The following is a 25,925-nucleotide window of genomic DNA, read 5'->3' on the forward strand; positions in this document are numbered from 1 at the left end:
TTGTTGTTGCATAAAATGTGTGCTCGATCTCATTCATGGCCGCGTTTTCTGCTATCATGCGCGGCATGAACATACTTCTCTCTATTGCAATCACAACAGGCATTCTCTCCGGTATCTGGGGATGGGTGGCTGTTTCCCTGGGCTTACTAAGCTGGGCGGGCTTCCTGGGCTGTACGGCCTACTTTGCCTGCCCGCAAGGTGGGCTGAAAGGGCTGGCGATCTCCGCTGCAACCCTGCTTAGTGGCGTGGTGTGGGCGATGGTCATTATTTACGGTAGTGCACTGGCACCACATCTGGAAATTCTCGGTTATGTAATAACCGGTATTGTCGCGTTTCTGATGTGTATTCAGGCCAAACAGCTGCTGCTTTCATTTGTTCCGGGGACGTTTATAGGCGCATGCGCGACGTTTGCCGGGCAGGGGGACTGGAAACTGGTGTTACCTTCGCTGGCGCTTGGACTGGTATTTGGTTACGCAATGAAAAACAGCGGCCTGTGGCTGGCGGCGCGTAGTACGAAGACCGCTCACCGTGAGCAGCAAATCAAAAATAAAGCGTGAGGGGCACTCACGCTTTCGCTTAAACAGTAAAATGCCGGATTATTAATTCCGGCGTTTTTATCTATCAGGATTCCGGTGGAACCGACATATGGCGGTATTTCACCAGAATGTCATTCTGCCGTTCTGTTTTATTTTGCAAATCCCAAAGGCCGCGGTCGATACCATCATTAATCAGGAAAATGACGCCTGTTTCGATAGCCGACATCAGGCACAGCATAACGGGTTCGTTCGAGGTGTAACCTACTTCCCCTTCCAGCAAGCGCTGGTAGTCAATAAAGCGGAAGACCCCCGCCTGAACTTCATAGGAAAGTATCGTCTTACTGGTGTTCACCGAGGAGAGGATCTCACCGGTACTCACATTGACGACACGCAGGTTCACGGCAATCTGATCAAGCTGGTATTGCGTGTCTGCACCGATCCCAAAATATCTTGCCCCAACACCGCCCGATTTAACGTTGCTTTCATAACCGATAATCGAACCTTCAACCATGATATTTGCCGCCATTAAAGATTGCAGCGGGATTCGGTTATTAATGGCAACTGTGCCGTTTTCTTGTGCCGCACGAATAATCTTGCGCTCGTTAAGCAGATTTTGTAAGCCCTGGCGCTCCAGCGGTATAAACCAGCGAGAATCTTTCAGTGCCGTGACCAGCATTGCCGTGGCGCTTTGCGGAACAGCAGTGGAGAAGTTACTTGCCGGGTAGGGTTTAAATTGTCCGGTTTCGTCCTGAATGTTGTATACCGAAACAAAGATCTTACCCGTCGGCGCTGGCAGATGGGTCAAATCTTTGTAGCTCTGAGCACGAGGCATTAATGTCGGTCTGGCGGCTTCTTTAGGCGGGGCGGTTAAGCATCCGCTCAGTAACATGACGGCAACCAAAAGAAATAAGCGCTGCATGATTATTTTCCTTATGAAGCTGGGGCTTAAAAATCGGTTGAGTTATTTTGTAAACCCGAAACCTGGATGGTCGAGGTTTGTCCGGTTTTACGATCTGTCACGTTCAACTGCAATTGACCATCGCGGTTAGCAATATCAACAATATAATCGTTGGTCACCATGCGGCCCGGTTTACCGGTATTAATATTCGACAGTAGCCCACCCAAAATTTGTGACTGGATGGCCTGAGTAAAGTTATCTAACGCTGATGGCGTTTCAATACCAAAGTCATCGTTATAGCTCGGATCTTTATAAGAGTTTTGTGCCTGAGCGCTATTTAACAAAAAAGCGCCATTATTTGGGTTACCACCAAAGTTTGGATTACGGAACTGGAAAGTCATGGATCCAGCCCAACTTAATGGCGAAATAAGCATGAGTAGAACTACTGCATGTTTGACACGCATTGCAGCCTCCGAACAATTTATTATTTAAAATTCATCATGCGCCAAATCGCCCGTACTTAATAACGCCTGGTTTATCTGGCGACGATTTAGTGCTTCTTCAGTTTGAATCAGTGCAAAGACGACAGTTTTCTCGAAGTCTCTTTTCAACGGAAATAAAAAAGTCTGGAAAATAACGTCCTGATTGACCGTTATAGTGATCCAACTTCCCCATCGTGCACTGGGCCTTTCATTAATCGTTAAGTTACCCGTATAGTCACTTTCCCATTTATCACTAAAGGCTCGGTAAAAATCATGGCCAATAGATGAAACAGTATGGTCAGTTAACAATCCCGGGACTTCTACCTCAACGGCATGAAGATTCCCTGCGGCGAACAGAAATTCTGCCGCCACAATCCAGCGTAAATAACGTTTCATGGCTTTATCGCCTGAGGTTATCGTTTGCCCAGGAAACCGCTTGTGTCCGGTTTTTTACGGCTATCTTCTTGAAAAGATTATAAAGATGCGTTTTAACCGTATTTTCGCTGATGAACAACGAACGAGCGATCTCGTTATTAGACGCGCCGATACGCAGCTTATTCAGGATCTCTTTTTCCCGATGAGTAAGGAGGGCTGATTCCGTGCTGTTATAACGATAGTTACCTGAATGCGTAATCAGGTAACTGGCAAGCTTTTGCGTAAAGTAGCATTCGCCGCGCAGGACGCCTTGCAACCCATTGACAACACGTTCTTGATCCTCCATGGCATAAAAAACGCCGTTGATATGAGGCCAGTTTTCAATGTCGCGGTACGGGTAATCTTCAGGCGTATTTAGCAACAATATTTTGATATTGTTGTTTTTCCTGCTCAAAGTATCCTGCCAATAATGGATAAGCTTTTTATCCGCTTCCATCATATCCAGAAGAATAATAGAGCCTGAAGATATATCGTCCAGAGAACGTTGAATATTATGTAATTTTCCTGTAATCGCCAGCGATTGTTTAAGGTGCTGCAAGAGAGCTGTCGCTTGCAAAGAAGGTTTAGTGATCAACAATAATGTATGACCATGAATACTATGGACTTCATTAAACATGATGAAACCCCGCTTTTTTATTGTTCGCACACCTGACAGCTGCCTCTAAAATAGAAGCACCAGAAGTACTGACAGATGTTGCACTGCTGTGTGTAGTAATAAATCAGCCCTAAATGGGTAAAATATAAAACTAATGGATTACATCTGATTTCAATCTAGCCATTACAAATCTTAAATCAAGTGTTAAACATGTAACTAAATGTAACTCGTTATATTAAAATGTTAATCTTAAGGTTTTATTAAGTTTAGAAATGATAGAAAAGTTGTACATTTGGTTTTTATTGCACAATTTTAAAAAATCATACAAATGGTGCTAACTTACTAATAATGCATATAAAAAATATTTCGCTGTAGTCCTTTCGTCATGTAAAACGTTCTTGTTTTTTCTCCATACCACCGTGGACAATTTTTTACTGCAAAAAGACGAGGTTTGTCACGGCTTGTGCGCAAGACATATCGCAGCAATCAGCGACGGGCAAGAAGAATGACTGTCTGGTGATTTTTGATAGCGGAAAACGGAGATTTAAAAGAAAACAAAATATTTTTTGCGTAGATAACAGCGTATTTACGTGGGTTTTAATACTTTGGTATGAACAAAAAAAGAAAAATACAACGCGCGGGTGAGTTATTAAAAATATTTCCGCAGACATACTTTCCATCGTAACGCAGCGTTAACAAAATACGGGTTGCGTTAACAACCAAGTTGAAATGATTTAATTTCTTAAATGTACGACCAGGTCCAGGGTGACAACATGAAAAACAAATTGTTATTTATGATGTTAACAATACTGGGTGCGCCTGGGATTGCAGCCGCAGCAGGTTATGATTTAGCTAATTCAGAATATAACTTTGCGGTAAATGAATTGAGTAAGTCTTCATTTAATCAGGCAGCCATAATTGGTCAAGCTGGGACTAATAATAGTGCTCAGTTACGGCAGGGAGGCTCAAAACTTTTGGCGGTTGTTGCGCAAGAAGGTAGTAGCAACCGGGCAAAGATTGACCAGACAGGAGATTATAACCTTGCATATATTGATCAGGCGGGCAGTGCCAACGATGCCAGTATTTCGCAAGGTGCTTATGGTAATACTGCGATGATTATCCAGAAAGGTTCTGGTAATAAAGCAAATATTACACAGTATGGTACTCAAAAAACGGCAATTGTAGTGCAGAGACAGTCGCAAATGGCTATTCGCGTGACACAACGTTAATTTCCATTCGACTTTTAAATCAATCCGATGGGGGTTTTACATGAAACTTTTAAAAGTAGCAGCAATTGCAGCAATCGTATTCTCCGGTAGCGCTCTGGCAGGTGTTGTTCCTCAGTACGGCGGCGGTGGCGGCAACCACGGTGGTGGCGGTAATAACAGCGGCCCGAATTCAGAGCTGAATATTTACCAGTACGGTGGCGGTAACTCTGCTCTTGCTCTGCAAGCTGACGCCCGCAACTCTGATCTGACCATTACCCAGCACGGCGGCGGTAATGGTGCAGATGTTGGCCAAGGTTCTGATGACAGCTCAATCGATCTGACTCAGCGTGGTTTCGGCAACAGCGCTACTCTTGATCAGTGGAATGGTAAAGATTCTACTATGACTGTTAAACAGTTCGGTGGCGGTAACGGTGCTGCTGTTGACCAGACTGCATCTAACTCCAGCGTTAACGTCACTCAGGTTGGCTTTGGTAACAACGCGACCGCTCATCAGTACTAATACATCATCTGTATGAAAGAAACAGGGCGTAAGCCCTGTTTTTTTTTCGGGAGAAGAATATGAATGCGTTATTACTCCTTGCGGCACTTTCCAGTCAGATAACCTTTAATACGACCCAGCAAGGGGATATGTACACCATTATTCCTGAAGTCACTCTTACTCAATCTTGTCTGTGCAGAGTACAAATATTGTCCCTGCGCGAAGGCAGTTCAGGGCAAAGTCAGACGAAGCAAGAAAAGACCCTCTCATTGCCTGCTAATCAACCCATTGCTTTGACGAAGTTGAGTTTAAATATTTCCCCGGACGATCGGGTGAAAATAGTTGTTACTGTTTCTGATGGACAGTCACTTCATTTATCACAACAATGGCCGCCCTCTTCAGAAAAGTCTTAATTTGTTGAAATATCGAGCATAAGATGAACCTGGAGAGAATGGTCTGCTGCGAATCAGCCAACCTGAAAGTATGGATAACACAACCCTCAAGGATGACTAATCATTGAGGAAATAGAATAAATGTTCAGACCTTTTTTAAACTCTCTTATGCTCGGCAGTTTGTTTTTTCCTTTTATTGCCATTGCAGGAAGCACCGCGCAAGGGGGCGTGATCCATTTTTATGGCCAAATTGTGGAACCGGCATGTGACGTCAGCACCCAGTCATCACCCGTAGAAATGAACTGCCCACAGAATGGTTCTGTTCCGCGTAAAACCTATTCCAGCAAAGCCTTAATGAGCGGCAATGTTAAAAACGTGCAAATAGCCTCAGTAAAAGTGCAGTATCTTGATAAACAGAAAAAGCTGGCTGTAATGAACATCGAATATAACTAAGTTTCTGAACAACTCACGTTGCTAAGCAGAAAAATGCGATTTAACTAAAAAGCCTGCTGTACACTTAGGAAACAAGAAGGTGTAAGGAGGCGTTATGAAAACGCGTATTCATGTTGTGCAGGGTGATATTACCAAACTGGCCGTTGATGTGATTGTGAATGCGGCTAATCCGTCATTAATGGGAGGCGGCGGCGTCGATGGGGCCATTCATCGCGCAGCGGGTCCGGCCCTGCTGGATGCCTGTTTAAAAGTCAGGCAGCAGCAGGGCGATTGCCCTACGGGGCATGCCGTTATTACGCTTGCAGGCGATCTTCCCGCTAAAGCCGTAGTGCACACCGTCGGGCCAGTCTGGCGTGGTGGTGAACAAAACGAAGACCAGCTTTTGCAGGATGCCTATCTCAATAGCCTACGACTGGTGGCGGCAAACAGCTATACGTCAGTGGCTTTTCCTGCAATCAGTACTGGGGTTTATGGTTATCCCCGTGCGGCAGCGGCTGAAATCGCAGTAAAAACCGTTTCAGAATTTATTACCCGTCACGCTTTACCCGAACAGGTATACTTTGTCTGTTATGATGAAGAAAACGCCCACCTCTACGAAAGACTCCTTACCCAACAAGGAGATGAATGATTTGCCTCGGCTGGCGAGCGCGGTGCTGCCACTGTGTTCGCAACATCCCGGTCAGTGTGGACTTTTTCCTCTGGAGAAAAGTCTGGATGCGTTTGCCGCCCGGTATCGTCTGGCTGAAATGGCAGAGCATACGCTGGATGTTCAGTATTACATCTGGCAGGACGATATGTCGGGTCGGTTACTGTTTTCCGCCCTGTTAGCCGCAGCAAAGCGTGGCGTTCGCGTCCGTTTGTTGCTGGACGACAACAATACGCCCGGACTTGATGACATTTTACGCTTGCTTGACAGCCATCCACGCATTGAAGTCCGGCTTTTTAATCCTTTCTCGTTTCGTTTGCTACGTCCGCTTGGTTATATCACCGACTTTTCCCGTCTCAATCGCCGTATGCACAATAAAAGTTTCACTGTCGATGGCGTGGTGACGCTGGTGGGAGGACGAAATATTGGTGATGCCTATTTTGGGGCAGGGGAAGAGCCACTTTTTTCGGATTTAGATGTCATGGCAATAGGACCCGTGGTAGAGGACGTTGCCGATGATTTCGCCCGCTACTGGTATTGCAAATCGGTTTCCCCCTTACAGCAGGTGCTGGATGTCCCGGAAGGTGAAATGGCGGATCACATCGAGTTACCCGCCTCCTGGCATAACGATGTCATGACGCATCGTTACTTACGCAAAATGGAATCCAGTCCGTTTATACATCATCTGGTTGATGGAACGTTGCCGCTTATCTGGGCGAAAACACGTTTATTAAGTGATGATCCGGCGAAAGGGGAGGGCAAGGCAAAACGGCATTCACTGTTACCGCAGCGCCTGTTCGATATCATGGGCTCACCCAGTGAACGCATCGATATTATCTCTTCCTATTTTGTACCGACACGTGCAGGTGTGGCGCAACTCTTACGGATGGTGAGAAAAGGGGTAAAGATTGCGATCCTAACCAATTCTCTTGCCGCTAACGATGTTGCTGTCGTCCATGCCGGATACGCGCGCTGGCGCAAAAAATTGCTTCGCTATGGGGTGGAATTATATGAACTCAAGCCGACGCGTGAACAAAGTAGTACATTACACGATCGCGGTATAACCGGTAATTCCGGTGCCAGCCTGCATGCTAAAACCTTTAGCATCGATGGTAAAACGGTGTTTATTGGCTCTTTCAATTTCGATCCGCGTTCAACATTGCTCAATACTGAAATGGGCTTCGTGATAGAGAGCGAAACGCTGGCACAGTTAATTGATAAACGCTTTATTCAGAGCCAGTATGATGCGGCCTGGCAGCTCCGTCTGGACAGGTGGGGACGGATCAACTGGGTTGATCGTCATGCAAAGAAAGAGATTATTCTCAAAAAAGAACCCGCCACCAGTTTCTGGAAGCGGGTTATGGTCAAACTGGCGTCGATATTGCCCGTGGAATGGTTATTGTAAACGCGGCTTAACGGGCAGGTGCTTTATCGTTCTCACGCTTAACAACCGGTTTACCAGAGAACAAAAACTTCAATAATGGGATGCGTAAATGAATTTCATACAGAATTATCGCAATCCCTACTACGAATATCAGGCCACAGAGAAAACCAAGCCAGTTGGAGGTGATGTGTGGTGTAATGTATGCGCCGAAAAACAGCGTTAACGGGTGGTGAACCAGATAGATAAACAGCGATGCGTTAACAAAATAAGTCACCCGCGCTGACTGGAAGTTAAGCAAACGGTGGCCAAAGGAGAAGACCACATTCACCATCCACAGACCGAGGACCATGGTGATCACCGACTCGGTTTCATACATCCAGGCATCGCCACTGCCATAGCGCAGGTTGAGTAAATAAGCGACAAACGCCAATGCTGCTGCAAGGGTACAGCCACGAGAAGGCGTGGTAAACAAGGCTTTAAGATGAGGGAAAATGAAAGCCAGTGCGCCGAGGATAAAGAACGGCAAATAAAATAACGTTTGCATGACAATAAAATTGAACATGCCGTTACTCAGAATGGGTGGATACACAATAAAAATCGTTCTTCTTATTACCGCATAACCGATGCCGAGGCACAAAAAAATCACCGATAATTTTACCATCGAGAATTTTTTATTCGTTTTATCAGAATTTTCTAAATTATTTCTGATGCGTTTAAATATCCATACGCACAGCGTCGTCATGACCACTAACACCAGTAAAAACCACAGGTGTGATATTAATTCCCAGGCCAACGTATTATATTTGTCATACAATGACAGCCCAGGCCAACTTTCCGCTTTGCCTTTGACGTATTGCAGCATAATAAATTGCGGCAATGTCAGTAAGGGGATGGCTGTTAACATCGGGATACCTACACGTTCGACACGTACTTTCCACCATTTTTTCAAGGGATAGCGTAAAAAAAGCATGTAGGAAAAGTACCCGGATATAACGAAAAACACCTGCATGCGGAACGAGTGGATGAAGTCATTAAAAAGGGTCAGCCACAATGACGGCTCGGCGCTATTCACATGCCATGTATGGCTCGAATAGATTAAAGAAATATGAAAAGGGATCCCTAACAACATCAGCCAGGCGCGGATGGAGTCGAGGAAATATTCACGTTGCGCGGGTACTGGATTCATATATGGTTAACTGATCTCAGATTTTTCGTCTTATCCCTGTCGGGTTATGCCTTTAGGCTTGTTGCCATAGTGACACCGACCTGACCGCGCCAGGCGCAGGCTTCAAGGTTTTTATGCATAGCATCATCGCTACCACTAACCAGAATGGAAGCGTCTGTAAGACGGTTGATAAATAAATTTGCTGGCAAACCCTACACGAAGTCGATGCTTCTGTCTTTAGGAGAAGCACGGAAAGTGAAAACGGTTGCAATCAGGTGCTTAATCCATGAGCCAGTGTGCTGAACGATACCGGGATTCTGTTGTCGGAATGGCAGGTTATCCATTAAAATAGATCGGATCGATATAAGCACACAAAGGGGGAAGTGCTTACTAATTATGAAACATAAACTACAAATGATGAAAATGCGTTGGTTGAGTGCTGCAGTAATGTTAACCCTGTATACATCTTCAAGCTGGGCTTTCAGTATTGATGATGTCGCAAAGCAAGCTCAATCCTTAGCCGGGAAAGGCTATGAGGCGCCCAAAAGCAACTTGCCCTCCGTTTTCCGCGATATGAAATACGCGGACTATCAGCAGATCCAGTTTAATCATGACAAAGCGTACTGGAACAATCTGAAGACCCCATTCAAACTCGAGTTCTACCATCAGGGTATGTACTTCGATACCCCGGTCAAAATAAATGAAGTGACTGCCACCGCAGTCAAACGAATCAAATACAGCCCGGATTATTTCACTTTCGGCGATGTTCAGCATGACAAAGACACGGTAAAAGACCTTGGTTTTGCCGGTTTCAAAGTGCTTTACCCGATCAACAGCAAAGATAAAAACGATGAAATCGTCAGCATGCTCGGGGCCAGCTATTTCCGCGTGATTGGTGCAGGTCAGGTTTATGGCCTTTCTGCACGCGGCCTGGCAATTGATACCGCCTTGCCATCGGGTGAAGAATTTCCACGCTTCAAAGAGTTCTGGATCGAGCGTCCAAAACCGACTGATAAACGTTTAACCATTTATGCATTGCTTGACTCGCCGCGCGCGACAGGTGCTTACAAATTCGTAGTTATGCCAGGACGTGACACGGTTGTGGATGTGCAGTCGAAAATCTATCTGCGCGATAAAGTCGGCAAACTGGGGGTTGCACCGTTAACCAGTATGTTCCTGTTTGGGCCGAACCAACCGTCGCCTGCAAATAACTATCGTCCGGAGTTGCACGACTCTAACGGTCTGTCTATCCATGCTGGTAATGGCGAATGGATCTGGCGTCCGTTGAATAACCCGAAACATTTAGCTGTCAGCAGCTTCTCGATGGAAAACCCGCAAGGCTTCGGTCTGTTGCAGCGCGGTCGTGATTTCTCCCGCTTTGAAGATCTCGATGATCGTTACGATCTTCGTCCAAGCGCATGGGTGACTCCGAAAGGGGAGTGGGGCAAAGGCAGCGTTGAGCTGGTGGAAATTCCAACTAACGATGAAACCAACGATAACATCGTCGCTTACTGGACGCCGGATCAGCTGCCGGAGCCGGGTAAAGAGATGAACTTTAAATACACCATCACCTTCAGCCGTGATGAAGACAAACTGCATGCGCCAGATAACGCATGGGTGCAACAAACGCGTCGTTCAACGGGGGATGTGAAGCAGTCGAACCTGATTCGCCAGCCTGACGGTACTATCGCCTTTGTGGTCGATTTTACCGGCGCTGAGATGAAAAAACTGCCAGAGGATACCCCGGTCACAGCGCAAACCAGCATTGGTGATAATGGTGAGATAGTTGAAAGCACGGTGCGCTATAACCCGGTTACCAAAGGTTGGCGTCTGGTGATGCGTGTGAAAGTGAAAGATGCCAAGAAAACCACTGAAATGCGTGCTGCGCTGGTGAATGCCGATCAGACGTTGAGTGAAACCTGGAGCTACCAGTTACCTGCCAATGAATAAGACAACTGAGTACATTGACGCAATGCCCATCGCCGCAAGCGAGAAAGCGGCATTGCCGAAGACTGATATCCGCGCCGTTCATCAGGCGCTGGATGCCGAACACCGCACCTGGGCGCGGGAGGATGACTCCCCGCAAGGCTCGGTAAAGGCGCGTCTGGAACAAGCCTGGCCAGATTCACTTGCTGATGGACAGTTAATTAAAGACGACGAAGGGCGCGATCAGCTAAAGGCGATGCCAGAAGCAAAACGCTCCTCGATGTTTCCCGACCCGTGGCGTACCAACCCGGTAGGCCGTTTCTGGGATCGCCTGCGTGGACGCGATGTGACGCCGCGCTATCTGGCTCGTTTGACCAAAGAAGAGCAGGAGAGTGAGCAAAAGTGGCGTACCGTCGGTACCATCCGCCGTTACATTCTGTTGATCCTGACGCTCGCGCAAACTGTTGTCGCGACCTGGTATATGAAGACCATTCTTCCTTATCAGGGGTGGGCGCTGATTAATCCTATGGATATGGTTGGTCAGGATGTGTGGGTTTCCTTTATGCAGCTTCTGCCTTATATGCTGCAAACCGGTATCCTGATCCTCTTTGCGGTACTGTTCTGTTGGGTGTCCGCCGGGTTCTGGACGGCGTTGATGGGCTTCCTGCAACTGCTTATTGGTCGCGATAAATACAGTATATCTGCGTCAACAGTTGGCGATGAACCATTAAACCCGGAGCATCGCACGGCGTTGATCATGCCTATCTGTAACGAAGACGTGAACCGTGTTTTTGCTGGCTTGCGTGCAACGTGGGAATCAGTAAAAGCCACCGGGAATGCCAAACACTTTGATGTCTACATTCTGAGTGACAGTTATAACCCGGATATCTGCGTCGCAGAGCAAAAAGCCTGGATGGAGCTTATCGCTGAAGTCGGTGGCGAAGGTCAGATTTTCTATCGCCGCCGCCGCCGTCGCGTGAAGCGTAAAAGCGGTAATATCGATGACTTCTGCCGTCGCTGGGGCAGCCAGTACAGCTACATGGTGGTGCTGGATGCTGACTCGGTAATGACCGGTGATTGTTTGTGCGGCCTGGTGCGCCTGATGGAAGCCAACCCGAACGCCGGGATCATTCAGTCGTCGCCGAAAGCGTCCGGCATGGATACGCTGTATGCGCGCTGTCAGCAGTTCGCGACCCGCGTGTATGGGCCACTGTTTACAGCCGGTTTGCACTTCTGGCAACTTGGCGAGTCGCACTACTGGGGGCATAACGCGATTATCCGCGTGAAACCGTTTATCGAGCACTGTGCACTGGCTCCGCTGCCGGGCGAAGGTTCTTTTGCCGGTTCAATCCTGTCACATGACTTCGTGGAAGCGGCGTTGATGCGCCGTGCAGGTTGGGGGGTCTGGATTGCTTACGATCTCCCGGGTTCTTATGAAGAATTGCCGCCTAACTTGCTTGATGAGCTAAAACGTGACCGCCGCTGGTGCCACGGTAACCTGATGAACTTCCGTCTGTTCCTGGTGAAGGGTATGCACCCGGTTCACCGTGCGGTGTTCCTGACGGGCGTGATGTCTTATCTCTCCGCTCCGCTGTGGTTTATGTTCCTCGCGCTCTCTACTGCATTGCAGGTAGTACATGCGTTGACCGAACCGCAATACTTCCTGCAACCACGGCAGTTGTTCCCGGTATGGCCGCAGTGGCGTCCTGAGCTGGCGATTGCACTTTTTGCTTCGACCATGGTGCTGTTGTTCCTGCCGAAGCTATTGAGCATTTTGCTTATCTGGTGCAAAGGAACGAAAGAATACGGCGGCTTCTGGCGCGTTACATTATCGTTGCTGCTGGAAGTGCTGTTTTCCGTGCTGCTGGCTCCGGTACGCATGCTGTTCCATACGGTCTTCGTCGTCAGCGCGTTCCTTGGCTGGGAAGTAGTGTGGAATTCGCCGCAGCGTGATGATGACTCCACTTCCTGGGGGGAAGCGTTCAAACGCCACGGCTCACAGCTGCTGTTAGGGTTAGTGTGGGCTGTTGGGATGGCGTGGCTGGATCTGCGTTTTCTGTTCTGGCTGGCACCGATTGTCTTCTCGTTGATCCTGTCACCGTTTGTTTCGGTGATTTCCAGCCGTGCCACCGTTGGTCTGCGAACCAAACGCTGGAAACTGTTCCTGATCCCGGAAGAGTATTCACCGCCGCAGGTGCTGGTTGATACCGATCGGTTCCTTGAGATGAATCGTCAACGCTCCCTTGATGATGGTTTTATGCACGCGGTGTTTAACCCGTCATTTAACGCTCTGGCAACCGCAATGGCGACCGCGCGTCACCGCGCCAGCAAGGTGCTGGAAATCGCCCGTGACCGCCACGTTGAACAGGCGCTGAACGAGACGCCAGAGAAGCTGAATCGCGATCGTCGCCTGGTGCTGCTAAGCGATCCGGTGACGATGGCCCGTCTGCATTTCCGCGTCTGGAATTCCCCGGAGAGATATTCTTCATGGGTGAGTTATTACGAAGGGATAAAGCTCAATCCACTGGCATTGCGTAAACCGGATGCGGCTTCGCAATAAAAACGTAGTTGCCTGATGCGCTACGCTTATCAGGCCTACATCGTTCCTGCAATTTATTGATTTTGCAAGATTTTGTGGGTCTGGCAAGGCGTTCACGCCGCATCCGGCAAAAACAACGAGCCAATAAAAATACCGGCGTTATGCCGGTATTTTTTACGGAAGAGGTATCAAATGCGTTTAATTGTGGTGAGCATAATGGTGACCTTGCTGAGTGGCTGTGGCAGCATCATTAGTCGCACTATACCGGGGCAGGGGCATGGCAACCAATATTATCCCGGTGTGCAATGGGACGTGCGTGACTCCGCCTGGCGTTACGTCACGATCCTTGATCTGCCATTCTCCCTGGTTTTCGATACCTTACTGCTGCCGATCGACATTCATCATGGCCCGTATGAGTGATTAACGTTCATCCCACTCATCAGCTGCTGTGCGTCCTTCCTCGGTATCCAGCGGTGGCTCAAGCTGAAATTCCCCCTCGTCCCATTCATGTAATGTATTCTCATCTTGCCACTCCTGGCGGATCTCTATCTCATCATAGTCGCCGTCAAAGACACTTTGCGCAGCTTCACCGCTAAGCATGGGTAAACATTCACCTTCTTCCCCTTCGTCGGCAAAAAACTCAACTTGCCACATGATGTCGCCGTCCTGCAAAACGTATTTTTGGGCATTGAACTGTTGCACATTCGCGTTTTCGGCGTCGATGCCGGGGTTGTCTGCAAGAAATTCTTCGCGTGCAGCGTCAATGGCTTCTTCAAGCGTTGCGTACATGGTCATCACGATTCTCCCTTTGAGTTGATGAGGTTTCAGGGAAAAGGATAGCTGATTCTCCGCTTTTGCAAGTATGAAAGGCGAAAAATCAGTTCGATATCTGGGGGATTCGACGACGACGTAGACTGTTCCATGAATAGACTGCGTTGAATAACACTACGCCAGCGGTGACGAGAAATACCGCCCTAAAACCGTAGTTCGCTGAAATCGCTGCTCCCATCAATGGTCCGGTAACGTTGCCAATATCACGAAACGATTGGTTATAGCTGAAGATACGCCCGGCGATCTGGTTGCTCGAGTTATAAACTAATAGTGTCTGTACGGCGGGGAGTAGTGCACCATCGGCGGCACCGAGCAAAAAACGTAAAATCCCAAGTTGCAATGGCGTCTGAACGTAAGACATTGGGATCAACAGCAGTACAGAAAAGATCAGCGCCGTAATCAGGATCTTTTCGGGTCCGATTCGATCGCCAAGTTTGCCGAGTCGTGGTGCACTTAGCAGAGCCGCCACGCCTGGCACCGAGGCGATCATGCCACTGATAAAGGCGACGTTACTGACGTTACCCGCCAGTTCGCGGACATACAGCGTCAGAATGGGGGCAATTGAGCCCGTCGCCACCTGGATGATTAACGTGGTGACAAACAGGCTGAGTACCAGTTTCGGGTTTTTAAGTGATGTCACCACTTCCCGCATGTGCAGCATCTCTTTTTTGCTGACCGGCTGGAATTTTTCTCTGATGCAAAACAGGGTGACGAAAAAGCAGAGTATGAGCACACTGGCGGTAATAAAGAATACCGGACGTAAGCCGTAGCTATCGGCGAGCAAACCGCCAGCCATTGGGCCGAGCAACGCGCCGCTAACGCCGCCTGTGGAGAGCGTACCCAGCGCCCAGCCGCTTTTATTACGCGGTACTTGTGTGGCGATAAGAGCATTAGCGTTGGGGACAAATCCGCCAAGTAAACCAAGAAGCGCCCGCAGGATCAAAAACTGCCAGATATTTTGTGCCAGTCCCATCAACACCATCACGATGCCCATGCCGAGAGCAGAGCGTAATAGCATGAGTTTTCGGCCTTTACGATCGGCGAGTCCACCCCAAAACGGTGAGGCGATGGCCGAAAATAAAAATGTAATGCTGAAGACAATACCGGACCACATATTCAGGGCGGAGTGGCCGGTAACGCCAAGCTGCTCAACGTAGAGGGGTAAGAAGGGCATTACCAGGCTGAAGGCGGCACCGGTAAGAAAACAGCCTAGCCAGGCGACGATCAGGTTTCGTTTCCAGTTTATAGGGGTGTCATTTTCACAGGGTGACATAGCAATCCGCTGTTGGTGCGCCAGGCGCGGTGAACATAAGAAGAAAAGATAAGCACACTAATTATGCGCCCGACTTCCAGGGGGCGCAATCCAGAGAGCTTTTATCGCTAAATCAGGGGGATTTTCTGTGGTAATGCCGGATGCCATTCTGAAGCATCCAGCATGGAAGATTTAATAGCGTGAAGGAACGCCTTCCGGGCGTGTTTTAAAGCGACGGTGTAACCACATATACTGCTCTGGTGCCATCATGATGCATTTTTCGACCACTTTGTTCATCCACGCGGCGGTAGTTTCGGCATCATCCAGCGGCGGAGAACACTCTGGCGGCAGTATAATCAACTGATACCCTTTGCCATCTGGCTTACGGCGTGGAACGAAGGGCACCAGACATGCGCCGGACATCCGTGCCAGCATCCAGGTTCCGGTCGTGGTCGCAGCCTGCTCAACGGCAAACAACGGGACGAAAACGCTTGAGCGCGGGCCGTAATCATGATCCGGTGCGTACCAGACCACTTCGCCTTTTTTCAGGGCTTTAATCATGCCTTTTAAATCTTTGCGGTCGAGCATCGATTTATTTGAGCGCAAACGGCCCCAGGTTTGTAGCCAGTCAATCAGTGGATTATCGTTCGGGCGGTAAACGCCAATCCCCGGTTCCTGCATACCAAACTGCCGCGCACCCAGCTCCAGTGTCAGAAAATGGATGCCAACTAACAGGATGCCGCGTTTTTGCGCCTGCACGTCACGAATGTGTTCCATGCCGATCACTTCCGTCCAGCGGGCGATTCGGCGGTCCGGCCAGAACCACGCCATGCCGGTTTCCATCAGGCCCATGCCAACGGATTCGAAATTCTTCACCACCATTTTACGGCGTTCTTGTTCGCTCATTTCCGGGAAGCACAGTTCCAGGTTGCGATGCACAATTTTTGCGCGTCGTTTCATAAAACGTAACGCCAGTTTTCCTAATCCACAACCGAGGCGGTAGATAACCGGGTAGGGCAATTGCACGACCAACCAAAGTACGCCAATACCCAACCAGGTTAACCAATAACGCGGATGAAGCAGTGCGGTGGAGAACTTGGGTAGATTCGTCATATCAATCCTGTTTTTCAACCTATACGGGCAATTGTATGTATTGTCGCATTTTTTCGTCCGCAACCAAAATTTGTGACTGAAGACTGGGCGAAATTGCCGCGCTTGTAAATAACAAATAATTTTTAATGCTAAAATGTAGCGTAAAATGTGTGGATGTTAATTATCGATAATTGCTATATCATGCCGCGGATTTTTACTTTCCCATCTCGCAGGAACCGTACACCATGCCAGTGTTACACAACCGCATTTCCAACGACGCGTTAAAAGCCAAAATGTTGGCTGAGAGCGAACCGCGAACCACCATTTCGTTTTATAAGTATTTCCACATTGCCGATCCTAAGGTGACCCGTGACGCTTTATATCAACTGTTTACCGCGCTGAATGTTTTTGGGCGAGTGTATCTGGCGCATGAGGGCATTAACGCGCAAATCAGCGTACCTGCGAGCAATGTTGAAACATTTCGCGCACAGCTCTATGCCTTCGATCCGGCTTTAGAGGGTTTACGCCTGAATATCGCGTTGGATGATGACGGGAAATCCTTCTGGGTACTGCGTATGAAGGTACGCGATCGCATTGTTGCCGACGGTATTGACGATCCTCACTTTGATGCCAGCAATGTTGGTGAGTATCTGCAAGCGGCGGAAGTGAACGCCATGCTTGACGATCCCGATGCATTGTTTATCGACATGCGTAACCACTATGAGTATGAAGTGGGGCACTTTGAAAACGCGCTGGAAATACCGGCAGATACCTTCCGTGAGCAGCTGCCAAAAGCAGTTGAGATGATGCAGGCACATAAAGATAAAAAAATCGTCATGTACTGCACCGGCGGCATTCGTTGTGAAAAGGCCAGTGCCTGGATGAAACATAACGGATTCAACAAAGTCTGGCATATCGAGGGCGGAATTATTGAATACGCCCGTAAGGCGCGCGAGCAGGGCTTGCCGGTGCGTTTTATTGGCAAAAATTTTGTTTTTGACGAGCGGATGGGCGAACGTATATCTGATGAGATTATCGCGCACTGCCACCAGTGCGGTGCGCCGTGCGACAGCCATACCAACTGTAAAAATGATGGCTGCCATCTGCTGTTTATTCAGTGTCCAGTATGTGCGGAAAAATACAAAGGTTGTTGTAGTGAGATTTGCTGCGAAGAAAGCGCGTTACCGCCAGAGGAACAGCGACGCCGTCGGGCAGGACGTGAAAATGGCAATAAGATCTTTAATAAGTCTCGTGGACGTCTGAATACAACACTGGGCATTCCTGATCCAACAGAATAAATATCATTGCCGGATGCGTGCCATCCGGCAACATTTCACTCTTACTTCTGCTGTACGCCTTCCACTGAAATAATCAGATCCACTTCCTGAGACGCTGGACCTAAATCTGTCTTGATATTGAAGTCTTTGAGCTTAATTTTGCCTTCGGCCTCAAAGCCTGCACGTTTACCGCCCCACGGGTCGTCACCCTGACCAATTAATTTCGCTTCCAGTGTGACGGGCTTGGTTACACCATTCAGCGTCAGATTGCCGGTAATATCCAGTTCGTCACCGTCTTTCTTCACGCTGGTGGAGGTGAATGTTGCCTGTGGATATTTTGCGGTATTGAGGAAATCCGCACTGCGAAGATGTTTATCGCGTTCGGCGTGATTAGTATCGACGCTGGTGGTGTTAATTGTCACATTCACTTTATCGGCAGCTGGATTTTTTTCATCAAAGGTAAAAGTACCGTCGAAATCTTTGAAGGTGCCATATAACCAGCTATAGCCAAGATGCTGGATTCGGAAGTTAACAAAGGCGTGCTGACCTTCTTTGTCAATTTTGTAATCGGCGGCAACCGCTGAACCGGCAGAGAACATCAAGGAAGCGAAGGTTAAACCAAGCAGGCTTTTTTTCATTTTTTATACTCCATAGTCAGATGACGACTTTCCCAGCATGCGCTTCAGAGTGTCGTCTTTATCGATGAAATGATGCTTCAGGGCCATAAATCCGTGCATAACGGACAGTACTACAACGCTCCACGCGAGCCAAAAATGCAGGGCACCGGCAAAGTCAGCCTGTGCGCCAGCGTCGGAGAGGGTCGCGGGGACGTCAAACCAGCCAAAAACGCTGATCGGTTTACCATCGGCAGTTGAGATCAGATAGCCGCTGATGCCGATGGCGAACAGCAATAGGTACAATGCGAGATGTCCAGCTTTTGCTGCAAGACGAGTCATGGGCGAATAACTCGGCAGCGGACCCGGCGGTGGAGATATGACACGCCACAGAACGCGAATAACCAGCCCCATCATTAACAAAATACCGATGCTTTTATGCAGTTCGGGTGCTTTGTGATACCAGCCATCGTAATAACTGAGCGTGACCATCCACAGACCTAAAGCAAACATGCCGTAGACAATAATTGCGCTTAGCCAATGTAAGGCCGCAGATATAACACCATAGCGTTCAGGGGTATTTGTGAATGACATAAGTACATCCAAAACGAATTTGCGAGAGAAAGAAAATGGCGTGTCGGAGAATGAATTGCAACACAAAAATAACAAATTGAATGATATTTATTTTTATTTCAATAATTTTGAATTAATAATGAAAGAATCTTCATAAGTTTAGTGGGTTAAGCATCTGGAAGGTCTAGTGAGTGCTGTAGAGGCAGGAAGAATCTCATTCAATTTTTCACGCTAAATGAAAGGGAGATTAAATATTTGTCAGTTTATGTCAGTGCGGAAAACTAAAAATAAAACACATAGATCAGATCCATAATTGCCAACAATCCCCAGAGAAAAAGATAAAGCATCAGATGCTCGCGAATATTATTGATGAGATAGTGCAACAGTCGACGCATTAAATACTCCTGTAAAAACGGCCTCATTCTGGAGGCCGTAATGATGATTATTGGAAGCGGGAAAGCCTGAATGGCGTCAAATCAAAATCGCTTTTTTTGTCTTGCGCAAAATCGGCAGCTATTTCCCCTAAAACTGACGCAAATTTAAAACCGTGCCCACTCAGGCCGGTAATGAGCAGTGTATTATCGTGGCCGGGTAGGGTATCGATAATAAAATCTTCGTCAGGCGAATTATCATAGGTGCAGGCAGCGCCGTACAGGCAGCAACCGATACCCGGCAACACATTGCGCAAGAACGGGAAGGCTTCCGAACCATCGCTGGCCACTTCCGCAAACGGAACACGTTCATCCGCTGAATGGATAACCTGGCCTCCGTTATGTTTGCCAATCTTCAACGCGTCGTTTTCTGCCGGAAAACCATAATATTGATCGCCATTGGGCAGCTCACCGGTAAATGCCGGGAATTTATTCTTCACGCTATAGCGGCCATCGGCCTGATACCAGGCAAATACTTTGCGTACGGGCTGGACAGGCAGCTCCGGGAGTAGGTCTTTTACCCATGTTCCCGCGCAGACAATCGCTTTTTTCGCCTGATACTCACCGTCTGCCGTTTCAATAGTTACGCCATCATCGTCATGACGAATTGCGGTGACCGGGCAGTTGAACAGCTGCGCACAGCCCGCTTCCTTCGCCAGTTGGATCCAGGTTTTAATCGCCAGTTCGCTGCGCAAAAAACCGGAATCAGTTTCAAATAAACCGATGTAGTTGTCCGGGACGCGTATTTCTGGCCAGCGGGCCATAATCCCTTGCGCGTCGAGCTTTTCAACGTTGAGTTGCCACTGGTCGGCGCTGTGGGCGACGTTGGCGAGAAATGCGGAGTCAGCCGGACCGAGGTTAATGACACCAGAGCGTACAAAAATGGGATCATCTTCGTTGTGGCGGGAAAGTTCATCCCACAGCATTTGCGCGTGGAGGACCAGCGGGACATACTTTTCGCCTTCACCATAAGCATGGCGAATTAATCGCGTATCGCCGTGGTGGCTGCCGTGTTGATGCGGTGGCATATGGGCGTCGGTCATTAGCACGTTTAAACCGGCGCGGGTTGCATAATACCCGGCGGCAGCGCCTACGGAACCGCTGCCAATAATGATGAGATCGTATTTCATTTTTTTCTCTCTGCTCTCATGGTTTAAGCAGAGTAATTAACTGAATGCAGATATACAACCCAGAAATGGTAAAGGCACCGGTGAGGTGCCTTTTGGGTGGATGGTCATGTCATGTTAATGACGCCGATACTCGTTTACCTGGAAATCACCGGATTCAATTTTGGCGATTCCTGCTTCTAATATCGAAATAAATTGTCTGGCAACATCAGTGGTTAACCAGAGCGTCTGACCAACTTCAGTCCCTTCCTGCTCGGACTTATTTGGGGTCTGGTAGTGCAAACGCAACATCAGCGCATCATAGCTATCAACGGTGCTGATGTCCCACCCTACGAGCGGATGAGTCTGAATGACTTCATTATTTTTTTCCATCATGGCCCCCTAATTCGTGTTACTAGACAACGTTATTCGAGGTTCAATGCGTTTTTATCTGAAGCAACTTCAGTATACCAATAAGTAAGGGTATTCACCGAATTTTTAAAGGGGGAACAGATAAATTTCTGCTTTTAAGATTTATATGAACAATAAAACAGCATGTCATTCATATTTTTTTAGCATATTGTGCAATTATTTTGAGTAAGTGTAGAAATTTTGTACTCACAATTCGCAAGTAAAATAAAAAAGCCGGGGCGACCCGGCAAAAACAAAAATCACTGCATATTATTCGCTGACAAACCAGTCATCGGCGCTTTCCCACGTCTCCTGGAGAATTTCGCTAATGCGCTGTTTATCTTCTTTTGTCGCGCCAATAACCGATAAATTATTTGCTGCGGCATAACGTACCGATACGTGGCCTTCATTATCAGGAAACGCATACTGAATACGGCGGGAAAGTTCGCCAGCCAGGGCGTCAATAGCCCCAGCTGGCAATGGAGAAGTTTTCGCTATGGTGACTTCAATTCGCATAATAGCCCCCTGTTGAATATACTGGTTATTTATACAGGTAAAATAACCTAATGACAACAGGAAGCTACGATTTTTATTATTTAACGGACCAGCGTACCGTTTCTCCGGCGAGGAATGGCACCAGCGTGTCATCAGTCAGTGCGATGCTTTCAGCAACCTGTTGCTCTTCACGTACCAGTTCGATGAATGTGTCGTTGACCGGCAAGCCATAGAACTGCGGGCCGTTTACAGAACAGAATGCTTCAAAGTGCTGCAAAGCATTCATCTCTTCAAAGACGGTAGCGTAACTGCCCAGCGCGGTTGGGGCGTTGAAACAGCCCGCGCAGCCGCAGCTGCTCTCTTTGCGATGACGTGCATGTGGCGCAGAATCCGTTCCGAGGAATACACGATTAAAACCGCTGGCGACCAGTTCACGCAATGCCTGTTGGTGGATATTGCGTTTGAGGATGGGTAGACAATACAGGTGCGGACGCACACCACCAACCAGCATATGGTTGCGGTTAAACATCAGATGCTGCGGAGTGATGGTGGCAGCCAGCCGTTCATTTCCGTCACGGACATAGTCGGCAGCGTCTTTGGTGGTGATATGCTCAAAAACGACTTTCAGCGCGGTCAGGCGCTGGCGCAGCGGTTCCATCACGCTTTCTATAAAGCGCGCTTCACGATCAAAAATGTCGATATCTGCATGTGTTACTTCACCATGCACCAGTAGCGGCATACCGATTTTTTCCATGCGCTCAAGTACCGGCATGATTGCGTCAACTGACGTAACGCCGTGGCTGGAGTTAGTGGTTGCATTTGCCGGATAAAGTTTTGCAGCGGTGAACACGCCTTCGTTAAATCCGCGCTCCAGCTCATTAGGATCCAGCGAATCTGTTAAATAACAGGTCATCAGCGGGGTGAAATCGTGCCCGGCAGGTACGGCGTCAAGAATACGCTGGCGATACGCCACGGCAGCCTCTACGGTGGTCACGGGCGGAGCCAGATTGGGCATTACGATAGCCCGTCCATAAATTTCGCTGGTATACGGCACGACAGTTTTTAACATGTCGCCATCGCGGAGGTGAAGGTGCCAGTCGTCTGGGCGGCGGATCTTTAAAACCTGGGATGGTGCAGTCATTAATCTCTATGCTCCGGCTGAAGGGATGTTTTTGCCGGACACAAAGGATAAGCGGAAACGTTTTCCTTTGCACGAAAAATAAAGGGCGCGAATGCGCCCTCGTGATTAATCAGTAAACGGAATGACAATTTCGCCTGGCTTCACTTCAATGCCTTTCGCCAGTTTCTTCGCCATTGCTTCGCCCTGGCTGCCATCTTCGCGCAGGACGTAAGCAGGTTGCTGGTTAAAGTAATTGCGTAATGCCTGGTTTAAATAGGGAAGCAACGTTTGCATCACCGTTTGCATTTTTTCCGGTTGTACCGTCGCATCGACCACTTCCATCTCTTTCAGGAAGATCGCGCCTTTTTCTTTATCAAACACGGGCAGCGCTTTCAGCTTCAGTTTCATGGTCGCTTTCTGGCTACCGAACAGGGAGTTCATGTCCAGATTGGCGTCTCCGGTTAGGGTAACCTTATTCGGCTCTTCGCGACCAATTTGGCTGGTCAGGTTTGTCAGAACGATATGGGCGTCAGCCACGCCGGGTAAACCGATATCTTTTGAGAAATTATTATGTTTCGCAAGCGACTGGTTAATTTCTTGTTCGGTGATGGTGTATTGGGTGAGTTGATTACAGCCAACGAGCAGGCCACTGACGATCAATGCAGCGGCAAATAAAAACTTGTTCATGGTAGTCCTCGACATGAAATCTGCGTCAATATCCTGACACAACGCAGCATGTGTCACCAGCGATAAACGCGCCAGCAGAAAAAACTGAAAACGGCGGCAACCCGCGAATACAGGCTGCCGCGACGGGTCAGGATTAAATCGCCATTGATGATAACAAATTGATTTGTGTCTGTTTCGCCATATTATCGCGGTAATCAGCAACGCGGCTTGGCCAGTTGATTCCGGCTACTAGCGTCAGATTACGCAGGAGCGGAAATAGCTGAATATCATCTTCCGAAAGTTCGCCATTCACGGCGTTCGGTTTGACGATCAGTTTGTCCAGCGCACGTAAATCATCGCTGATATTCTTAATCAGACCGTCAGAGTGGGCCAGCAGGTCGGCAAAATTACCCGCGCTGGCCTCTTTCTTGTCGACGAAATATTTGCGCGCGGCAGGAGTAGAAAACTCATCAAATGCCGATTTGGCAAAACGCGGCAACAGCAGTTTGTTGGCGTAGCCATTGACCTTGCGCAGCCACTCTTCAATGGCAGGGGAACGTTTGCCGGTCAGTAACGGTTTGCCGTCGAGTTTATCGACATAGTGAACGATGTCCATGCTTTCTGGCATATAGCGGCTGTCATCTTTTTGCAGAATGGGAACCTGTTTTTGACCGACCATCCGGGTGGGTGTTTCTGCGTCGTCGTTGAGCAGAACATGTAATTCGACGGGGATATTTTTCAGGCCGAAAATCATGCGGGCTTTGAGGCAGTAAGGGCAGTGATCGTAAATGTATAGCTTCACGTGACTCCTCCATTTGGCTGTCAGTTCTCTTTCAGTATGGAGGAGTCAGGGGGGAGTATCAAATCAGGCGTCGCGTTCAAGCAAACGACGCGCGGCGCGTTTCTGGCTAAACTGCCAACCCAGCGCAAGGAAAGTGAAGATGCCAATAATGCCCAGCATCATCCACGGAAGCTCTGGCTGGTGCGCCGATTTGCCCAGGTCAAACAGCCAGCCGCCACCGATATAACCAATAGCGCCGCCAATCGCCAGACCCAGACGGCTAAATCCCATATAGCTGCCGCGAGCTCTTGCGTCTGCCAGCGAAGCACTTAAGGTTTCACGCGCAGGCTCGGCAATGATCGACCCGATATAAAACAGACAAATCAGGGTGAAAAGTTGTTGCAGGCCGCTGACCATGCCCACTGGCATCATGCTTAATGACATTATCAACAGCCCAGCCATTAACCGGTGTTCCAGACGAAAATGCTTTTCACTCCAGCGGGCGATAGGGTAGAGCAACGTTAACGACAGACACGCTTCAATGGCATACATCCATTTAACGGCAGAGGGCGCGCCAGCCACGTCGTTGACCATAATTGGCAGCATCAGCATCACTTGTACAGCCAGCATGTAGTAACCCGCCAGCGTCAGGACATAGGTGACAAAACGCTTGTCGCGCATCACGCGGGTCATGCCTTCGCGAACGGGCGTGCGTACGGTGGAGAGTTTCCATGCTGGTAACAACCACGCATTGAACGCCGCACACAGCACAAACAAAACTGCCCCTGTGGCGCAGACCAGGCGAAAGTCGTATTGCAACAGCCAGCTCCCCAACAATGCGCCAATGACCGCACCGGCACTGTCCTGCATCATCAACAGCGAGAAAAAACGACCACGCTGTTGTGGACGGATTAGTTTCACCACCAGCGCCGAACGCGGAGGATCAAACAACGTGCCGCCGAGTCCCGAAAGCAGGCATGAAAACCACAGTAGCCACGGTTCGTGGGCGATACCCATTGTGGCGAATCCGGCGGCACGCATCAGCATACCGGTGACAATCATCGGTTTGGCACCAAAGCGGTCGGCAATTGCGCCGCCGAAAATACCCAGACCTTGCTGAATAAACTGGCGTAGACCGAGGGCAATACCGACCATGACGGCGGCCCAGCCCATTTGATCAACGAAGCGGATAGAGATCAGCGGGAAGACAACAAAGAACCCCAGCACGACCAGCATATTATCGATGAGCAGGAAATATTTACCCAGGTTCCTCGCCTGCGACACGCGGGACATTTCCCCTCCCGGGAAATAAAAGATGAGCACTTTCTATTCTGCATTGCCGCTAAGACTTTTCCCATCACTTCGGGGACAATATTTTTTTATCAAAACGTCGCTTTGATAGAGAGTTTTTATCAAATATGTGAATAATGCAGAAAATGGCATTCTGGACTTTTCACAGGGTCTGGTTGCGCAGGTATAGTAATACTTACAGCGTATTAAAGACGTTACGGGAAGGAGTAGGTATAGAATGTTTGGCTATCGCAGTAACGTGCCAAAAGTGCGCTTAACCACAGACCGACTGGTCGTGCGTCTGGTGCATGATCGTGATGCCTGGCGTCTGGCGGATTATTACGCAGAGAATCGCCATTTCCTCAAGCCCTGGGAGCCAGTGCGCGACGAAAGCCACTGTTATCCATCAGGCTGGCAGGCCAGGCTAGGGATGATTAACGAATTTCATAAACAAGGTTCAGCTTTCTACTTTGGCTTATTCGACCCGGACGAAAAAGAGATTATTGGCGTTGCCAATTTTTCCAATGTTGTTCGCGGCTCTTTTCATGCCTGCTATCTCGGTTATTCGATTGGGCAAAAATGGCAGGGCAAAGGACTCATGTTTGAAGCTCTGAGCGCAGCCATTCGTTATATGCAGCGCACCCAACATATTCATCGCATTATGGCTAATTATATGCCGCACAATAAACGCAGCGGTGATTTACTGGCGCGACTGGGTTTTGAAAAAGAAGGCTATGCGAAAGACTATCTGTTGATTGATGGACAATGGCGCGATCACGTACTGACGGCATTAACTACCCCAGACTGGACGCCCGGCCGCTAAGGAGA

At 48.6% G+C, this 25,925-nt stretch carries 30 protein-coding genes; 12 read left to right on the plus strand and 18 right to left on the minus strand.

The features are described from left to right. Positions 1-65 precede the first annotated feature (65 nt). Positions 66-557 carry a DUF1097 domain-containing protein gene (locus ACJHX4_RS04225; RefSeq protein WP_001309402.1) on the plus strand — a complete coding sequence of 164 codons (492 nt, stop codon included), beginning with the start codon at positions 66-68 and terminating at the stop codon, positions 555-557. 64 nt (positions 558-621) lie between these two features. Here the strand turns inward: ACJHX4_RS04225 and csgG are convergent, their stop codons facing one another. The 4 genes from csgG to csgD are packed head-to-tail and all read right to left on the minus strand — an operon-like array spanning position 622 to position 2,967. Beyond that, positions 622-1,455, minus strand: a complete 834-nt coding sequence (csgG, locus tag ACJHX4_RS04230) for a curli production assembly/transport protein CsgG (RefSeq protein WP_001531576.1) — start codon at positions 1,453-1,455, stop codon at positions 622-624. 26 nt (positions 1,456-1,481) lie between these two features. After that, positions 1,482-1,898: a curli production assembly/transport protein CsgF gene (csgF, locus tag ACJHX4_RS04235; RefSeq protein ID WP_001264082.1), complete on the minus strand. Its 417-nt coding sequence runs from the start codon at positions 1,896-1,898 to the stop codon at positions 1,482-1,484. 24 nt (positions 1,899-1,922) lie between these two features. After that, on the minus strand, positions 1,923-2,312 hold the full coding sequence (gene csgE, locus ACJHX4_RS04240) for a curli production assembly/transport protein CsgE (RefSeq protein ID WP_000833288.1): 390 nt from the start codon (positions 2,310-2,312) through the stop codon (positions 1,923-1,925). Positions 2,313-2,316: 4 nt separating this feature from the next. After that, positions 2,317-2,967 carry a biofilm master transcriptional regulator CsgD gene (csgD, locus tag ACJHX4_RS04245; RefSeq protein WP_000481500.1) on the minus strand — a complete coding sequence of 217 codons (651 nt, stop codon included), beginning with the start codon at positions 2,965-2,967 and terminating at the stop codon, positions 2,317-2,319. Between the two features lie 752 nt (positions 2,968-3,719). Here csgD and csgB point away from each other — a divergent pair. From csgB to clsC, 6 genes are all read left to right on the plus strand, one after another. Further along, positions 3,720-4,175: a curli minor subunit CsgB gene (gene csgB, locus ACJHX4_RS04250; protein WP_000791650.1), complete on the plus strand. Its 456-nt coding sequence runs from the start codon at positions 3,720-3,722 to the stop codon at positions 4,173-4,175. Positions 4,176-4,215: 40 nt separating this feature from the next. After that, entirely contained in the window at positions 4,216-4,674 is a 459-nt protein-coding gene (gene csgA / locus ACJHX4_RS04255; protein WP_000771429.1) for a curli major subunit CsgA, read from the plus strand. Positions 4,675-4,733: 59 nt separating this feature from the next. Further along, a complete protein-coding gene (gene csgC / locus ACJHX4_RS04260; protein WP_000992818.1) occupies positions 4,734-5,066 on the plus strand; it encodes a curli assembly chaperone CsgC in 333 nt (110 codons plus the stop codon). 120 nt (positions 5,067-5,186) lie between these two features. Continuing rightward, complete coding sequence (ymdA, locus tag ACJHX4_RS04265; protein ID WP_000489584.1) at positions 5,187-5,498, plus strand: protein YmdA; 312 nt, start codon at positions 5,187-5,189, stop codon at positions 5,496-5,498. A 94-nt stretch (positions 5,499-5,592) separates the two neighbouring features. Continuing rightward, a complete protein-coding gene (gene ymdB, locus ACJHX4_RS04270) occupies positions 5,593-6,126 on the plus strand; it encodes an O-acetyl-ADP-ribose deacetylase (protein WP_000857405.1) in 534 nt (177 codons plus the stop codon). Then, a complete protein-coding gene (clsC, locus tag ACJHX4_RS04275) occupies positions 6,068-7,549 on the plus strand; it encodes a cardiolipin synthase ClsC (RefSeq protein ID WP_001311599.1) in 1,482 nt (493 codons plus the stop codon). Before ymdB ends, clsC begins: the two co-directional genes overlap by 59 nt. 7 nt (positions 7,550-7,556) lie before the next feature. On the opposite strand, the gene mdoC is transcribed toward clsC, so the two are convergent. Further along, positions 7,557-8,714 (minus strand): glucans biosynthesis protein MdoC, encoded by a 1,158-nt coding sequence (mdoC, locus tag ACJHX4_RS04280; protein ID WP_001070347.1) that lies wholly within the window; start codon positions 8,712-8,714, stop codon positions 7,557-7,559. A gap of 393 nt (positions 8,715-9,107) precedes the next feature. Between mdoC and mdoG the strand changes: the two genes are divergently transcribed. The 3 genes from mdoG (at position 9,108) to ACJHX4_RS04295 (ending at position 13,578) form a co-directional block, all read left to right on the plus strand. Further along, positions 9,108-10,643 carry a glucans biosynthesis protein MdoG gene (gene mdoG, locus ACJHX4_RS04285; protein WP_001300662.1) on the plus strand — a complete coding sequence of 512 codons (1,536 nt, stop codon included), beginning with the start codon at positions 9,108-9,110 and terminating at the stop codon, positions 10,641-10,643. Further along, a complete protein-coding gene (mdoH, locus tag ACJHX4_RS04290) occupies positions 10,636-13,179 on the plus strand; it encodes a glucans biosynthesis glucosyltransferase MdoH (protein ID WP_001304473.1) in 2,544 nt (847 codons plus the stop codon). The genes mdoG and mdoH overlap by 8 nt, the downstream gene beginning before the upstream one ends. 171 nt (positions 13,180-13,350) lie before the next feature. After that, a complete protein-coding gene (locus ACJHX4_RS04295) occupies positions 13,351-13,578 on the plus strand; it encodes a YceK/YidQ family lipoprotein (RefSeq protein WP_001237205.1) in 228 nt (75 codons plus the stop codon). Here ACJHX4_RS04295 and ACJHX4_RS04300 read toward each other — a convergent pair whose 3' ends face one another. From ACJHX4_RS04300 to lpxL, 3 genes are all read right to left on the minus strand, one after another. Beyond that, positions 13,579-13,953, minus strand: coding sequence for a MysB family protein (locus ACJHX4_RS04300; RefSeq protein WP_001295957.1), 375 nt, complete (start codon positions 13,951-13,953; stop codon positions 13,579-13,581). It lies immediately after the preceding gene. An 82-nt stretch (positions 13,954-14,035) separates the two neighbouring features. Beyond that, positions 14,036-15,262, minus strand: coding sequence for a multidrug efflux MFS transporter MdtG (gene mdtG, locus ACJHX4_RS04305; protein ID WP_000074171.1), 1,227 nt, complete (start codon positions 15,260-15,262; stop codon positions 14,036-14,038). A 171-nt stretch (positions 15,263-15,433) separates the two neighbouring features. Further along, a complete protein-coding gene (gene lpxL, locus ACJHX4_RS04310) occupies positions 15,434-16,354 on the minus strand; it encodes a kdo(2)-lipid IV(A) lauroyltransferase (RefSeq protein ID WP_001295958.1) in 921 nt (306 codons plus the stop codon). 224 nt (positions 16,355-16,578) lie between these two features. Between lpxL and ACJHX4_RS04315 the strand changes: the two genes are divergently transcribed. Continuing rightward, positions 16,579-17,631, plus strand: a complete 1,053-nt coding sequence (locus ACJHX4_RS04315) for a rhodanese-related sulfurtransferase (RefSeq protein ID WP_001295959.1) — start codon at positions 16,579-16,581, stop codon at positions 17,629-17,631. 41 nt (positions 17,632-17,672) lie between these two features. On the opposite strand, the gene ACJHX4_RS04320 is transcribed toward ACJHX4_RS04315, so the two are convergent. The 10 genes from ACJHX4_RS04320 to mdtH all read right to left on the minus strand — a co-directional run bounded on the left by ACJHX4_RS04320 (position 17,673) and on the right by mdtH (position 25,100). Then, entirely contained in the window at positions 17,673-18,248 is a 576-nt protein-coding gene (locus ACJHX4_RS04320) for a YceI family protein (protein ID WP_000749265.1), read from the minus strand. Positions 18,249-18,251: 3 nt separating this feature from the next. After that, positions 18,252-18,818, minus strand: coding sequence for a cytochrome b (locus ACJHX4_RS04325; RefSeq protein WP_000011128.1), 567 nt, complete (start codon positions 18,816-18,818; stop codon positions 18,252-18,254). 260 nt (positions 18,819-19,078) lie between these two features. Further along, positions 19,079-19,192, minus strand: a complete 114-nt coding sequence (locus ACJHX4_RS04330; protein WP_001253418.1) for a YceO family protein — start codon at positions 19,190-19,192, stop codon at positions 19,079-19,081. 47 nt (positions 19,193-19,239) lie between these two features. Next, positions 19,240-20,358: an N-methyl-L-tryptophan oxidase gene (gene solA / locus ACJHX4_RS04335; protein ID WP_000872785.1), complete on the minus strand. Its 1,119-nt coding sequence runs from the start codon at positions 20,356-20,358 to the stop codon at positions 19,240-19,242. A gap of 114 nt (positions 20,359-20,472) precedes the next feature. After that, positions 20,473-20,727, minus strand: coding sequence for a biofilm formation regulator BssS (gene bssS / locus ACJHX4_RS04340; protein ID WP_000414438.1), 255 nt, complete (start codon positions 20,725-20,727; stop codon positions 20,473-20,475). A gap of 288 nt (positions 20,728-21,015) precedes the next feature. Continuing rightward, positions 21,016-21,261, minus strand: coding sequence for a DNA damage-inducible protein I (dinI, locus tag ACJHX4_RS04345; RefSeq protein ID WP_001217754.1), 246 nt, complete (start codon positions 21,259-21,261; stop codon positions 21,016-21,018). Positions 21,262-21,337: 76 nt separating this feature from the next. Then, on the minus strand, positions 21,338-22,381 hold the full coding sequence (gene pyrC / locus ACJHX4_RS04350; protein WP_000126542.1) for a dihydroorotase: 1,044 nt from the start codon (positions 22,379-22,381) through the stop codon (positions 21,338-21,340). Positions 22,382-22,486: 105 nt separating this feature from the next. Then, on the minus strand, positions 22,487-23,047 hold the full coding sequence (locus tag ACJHX4_RS04355; protein ID WP_001295443.1) for a lipoprotein: 561 nt from the start codon (positions 23,045-23,047) through the stop codon (positions 22,487-22,489). 133 nt (positions 23,048-23,180) lie between these two features. After that, a complete protein-coding gene (gene grxB, locus ACJHX4_RS04360) occupies positions 23,181-23,828 on the minus strand; it encodes a glutaredoxin 2 (RefSeq protein WP_000780912.1) in 648 nt (215 codons plus the stop codon). Positions 23,829-23,891: 63 nt separating this feature from the next. Next, positions 23,892-25,100 carry a multidrug efflux MFS transporter MdtH gene (gene mdtH, locus ACJHX4_RS04365; RefSeq protein ID WP_000092206.1) on the minus strand — a complete coding sequence of 403 codons (1,209 nt, stop codon included), beginning with the start codon at positions 25,098-25,100 and terminating at the stop codon, positions 23,892-23,894. A gap of 235 nt (positions 25,101-25,335) precedes the next feature. On the opposite strand from mdtH, the gene rimJ reads away from it, so the two are divergent. After that, positions 25,336-25,920 carry a ribosomal protein S5-alanine N-acetyltransferase gene (gene rimJ, locus ACJHX4_RS04370; protein ID WP_000468182.1) on the plus strand — a complete coding sequence of 195 codons (585 nt, stop codon included), beginning with the start codon at positions 25,336-25,338 and terminating at the stop codon, positions 25,918-25,920. Positions 25,921-25,925 lie beyond the last annotated feature (5 nt).

The organism is Escherichia sp. WS2035, from assembly GCF_046487065.1.
GTDB classification, from domain to species: Bacteria; Pseudomonadota; Gammaproteobacteria; order Enterobacterales; family Enterobacteriaceae; genus Escherichia; species Escherichia coli.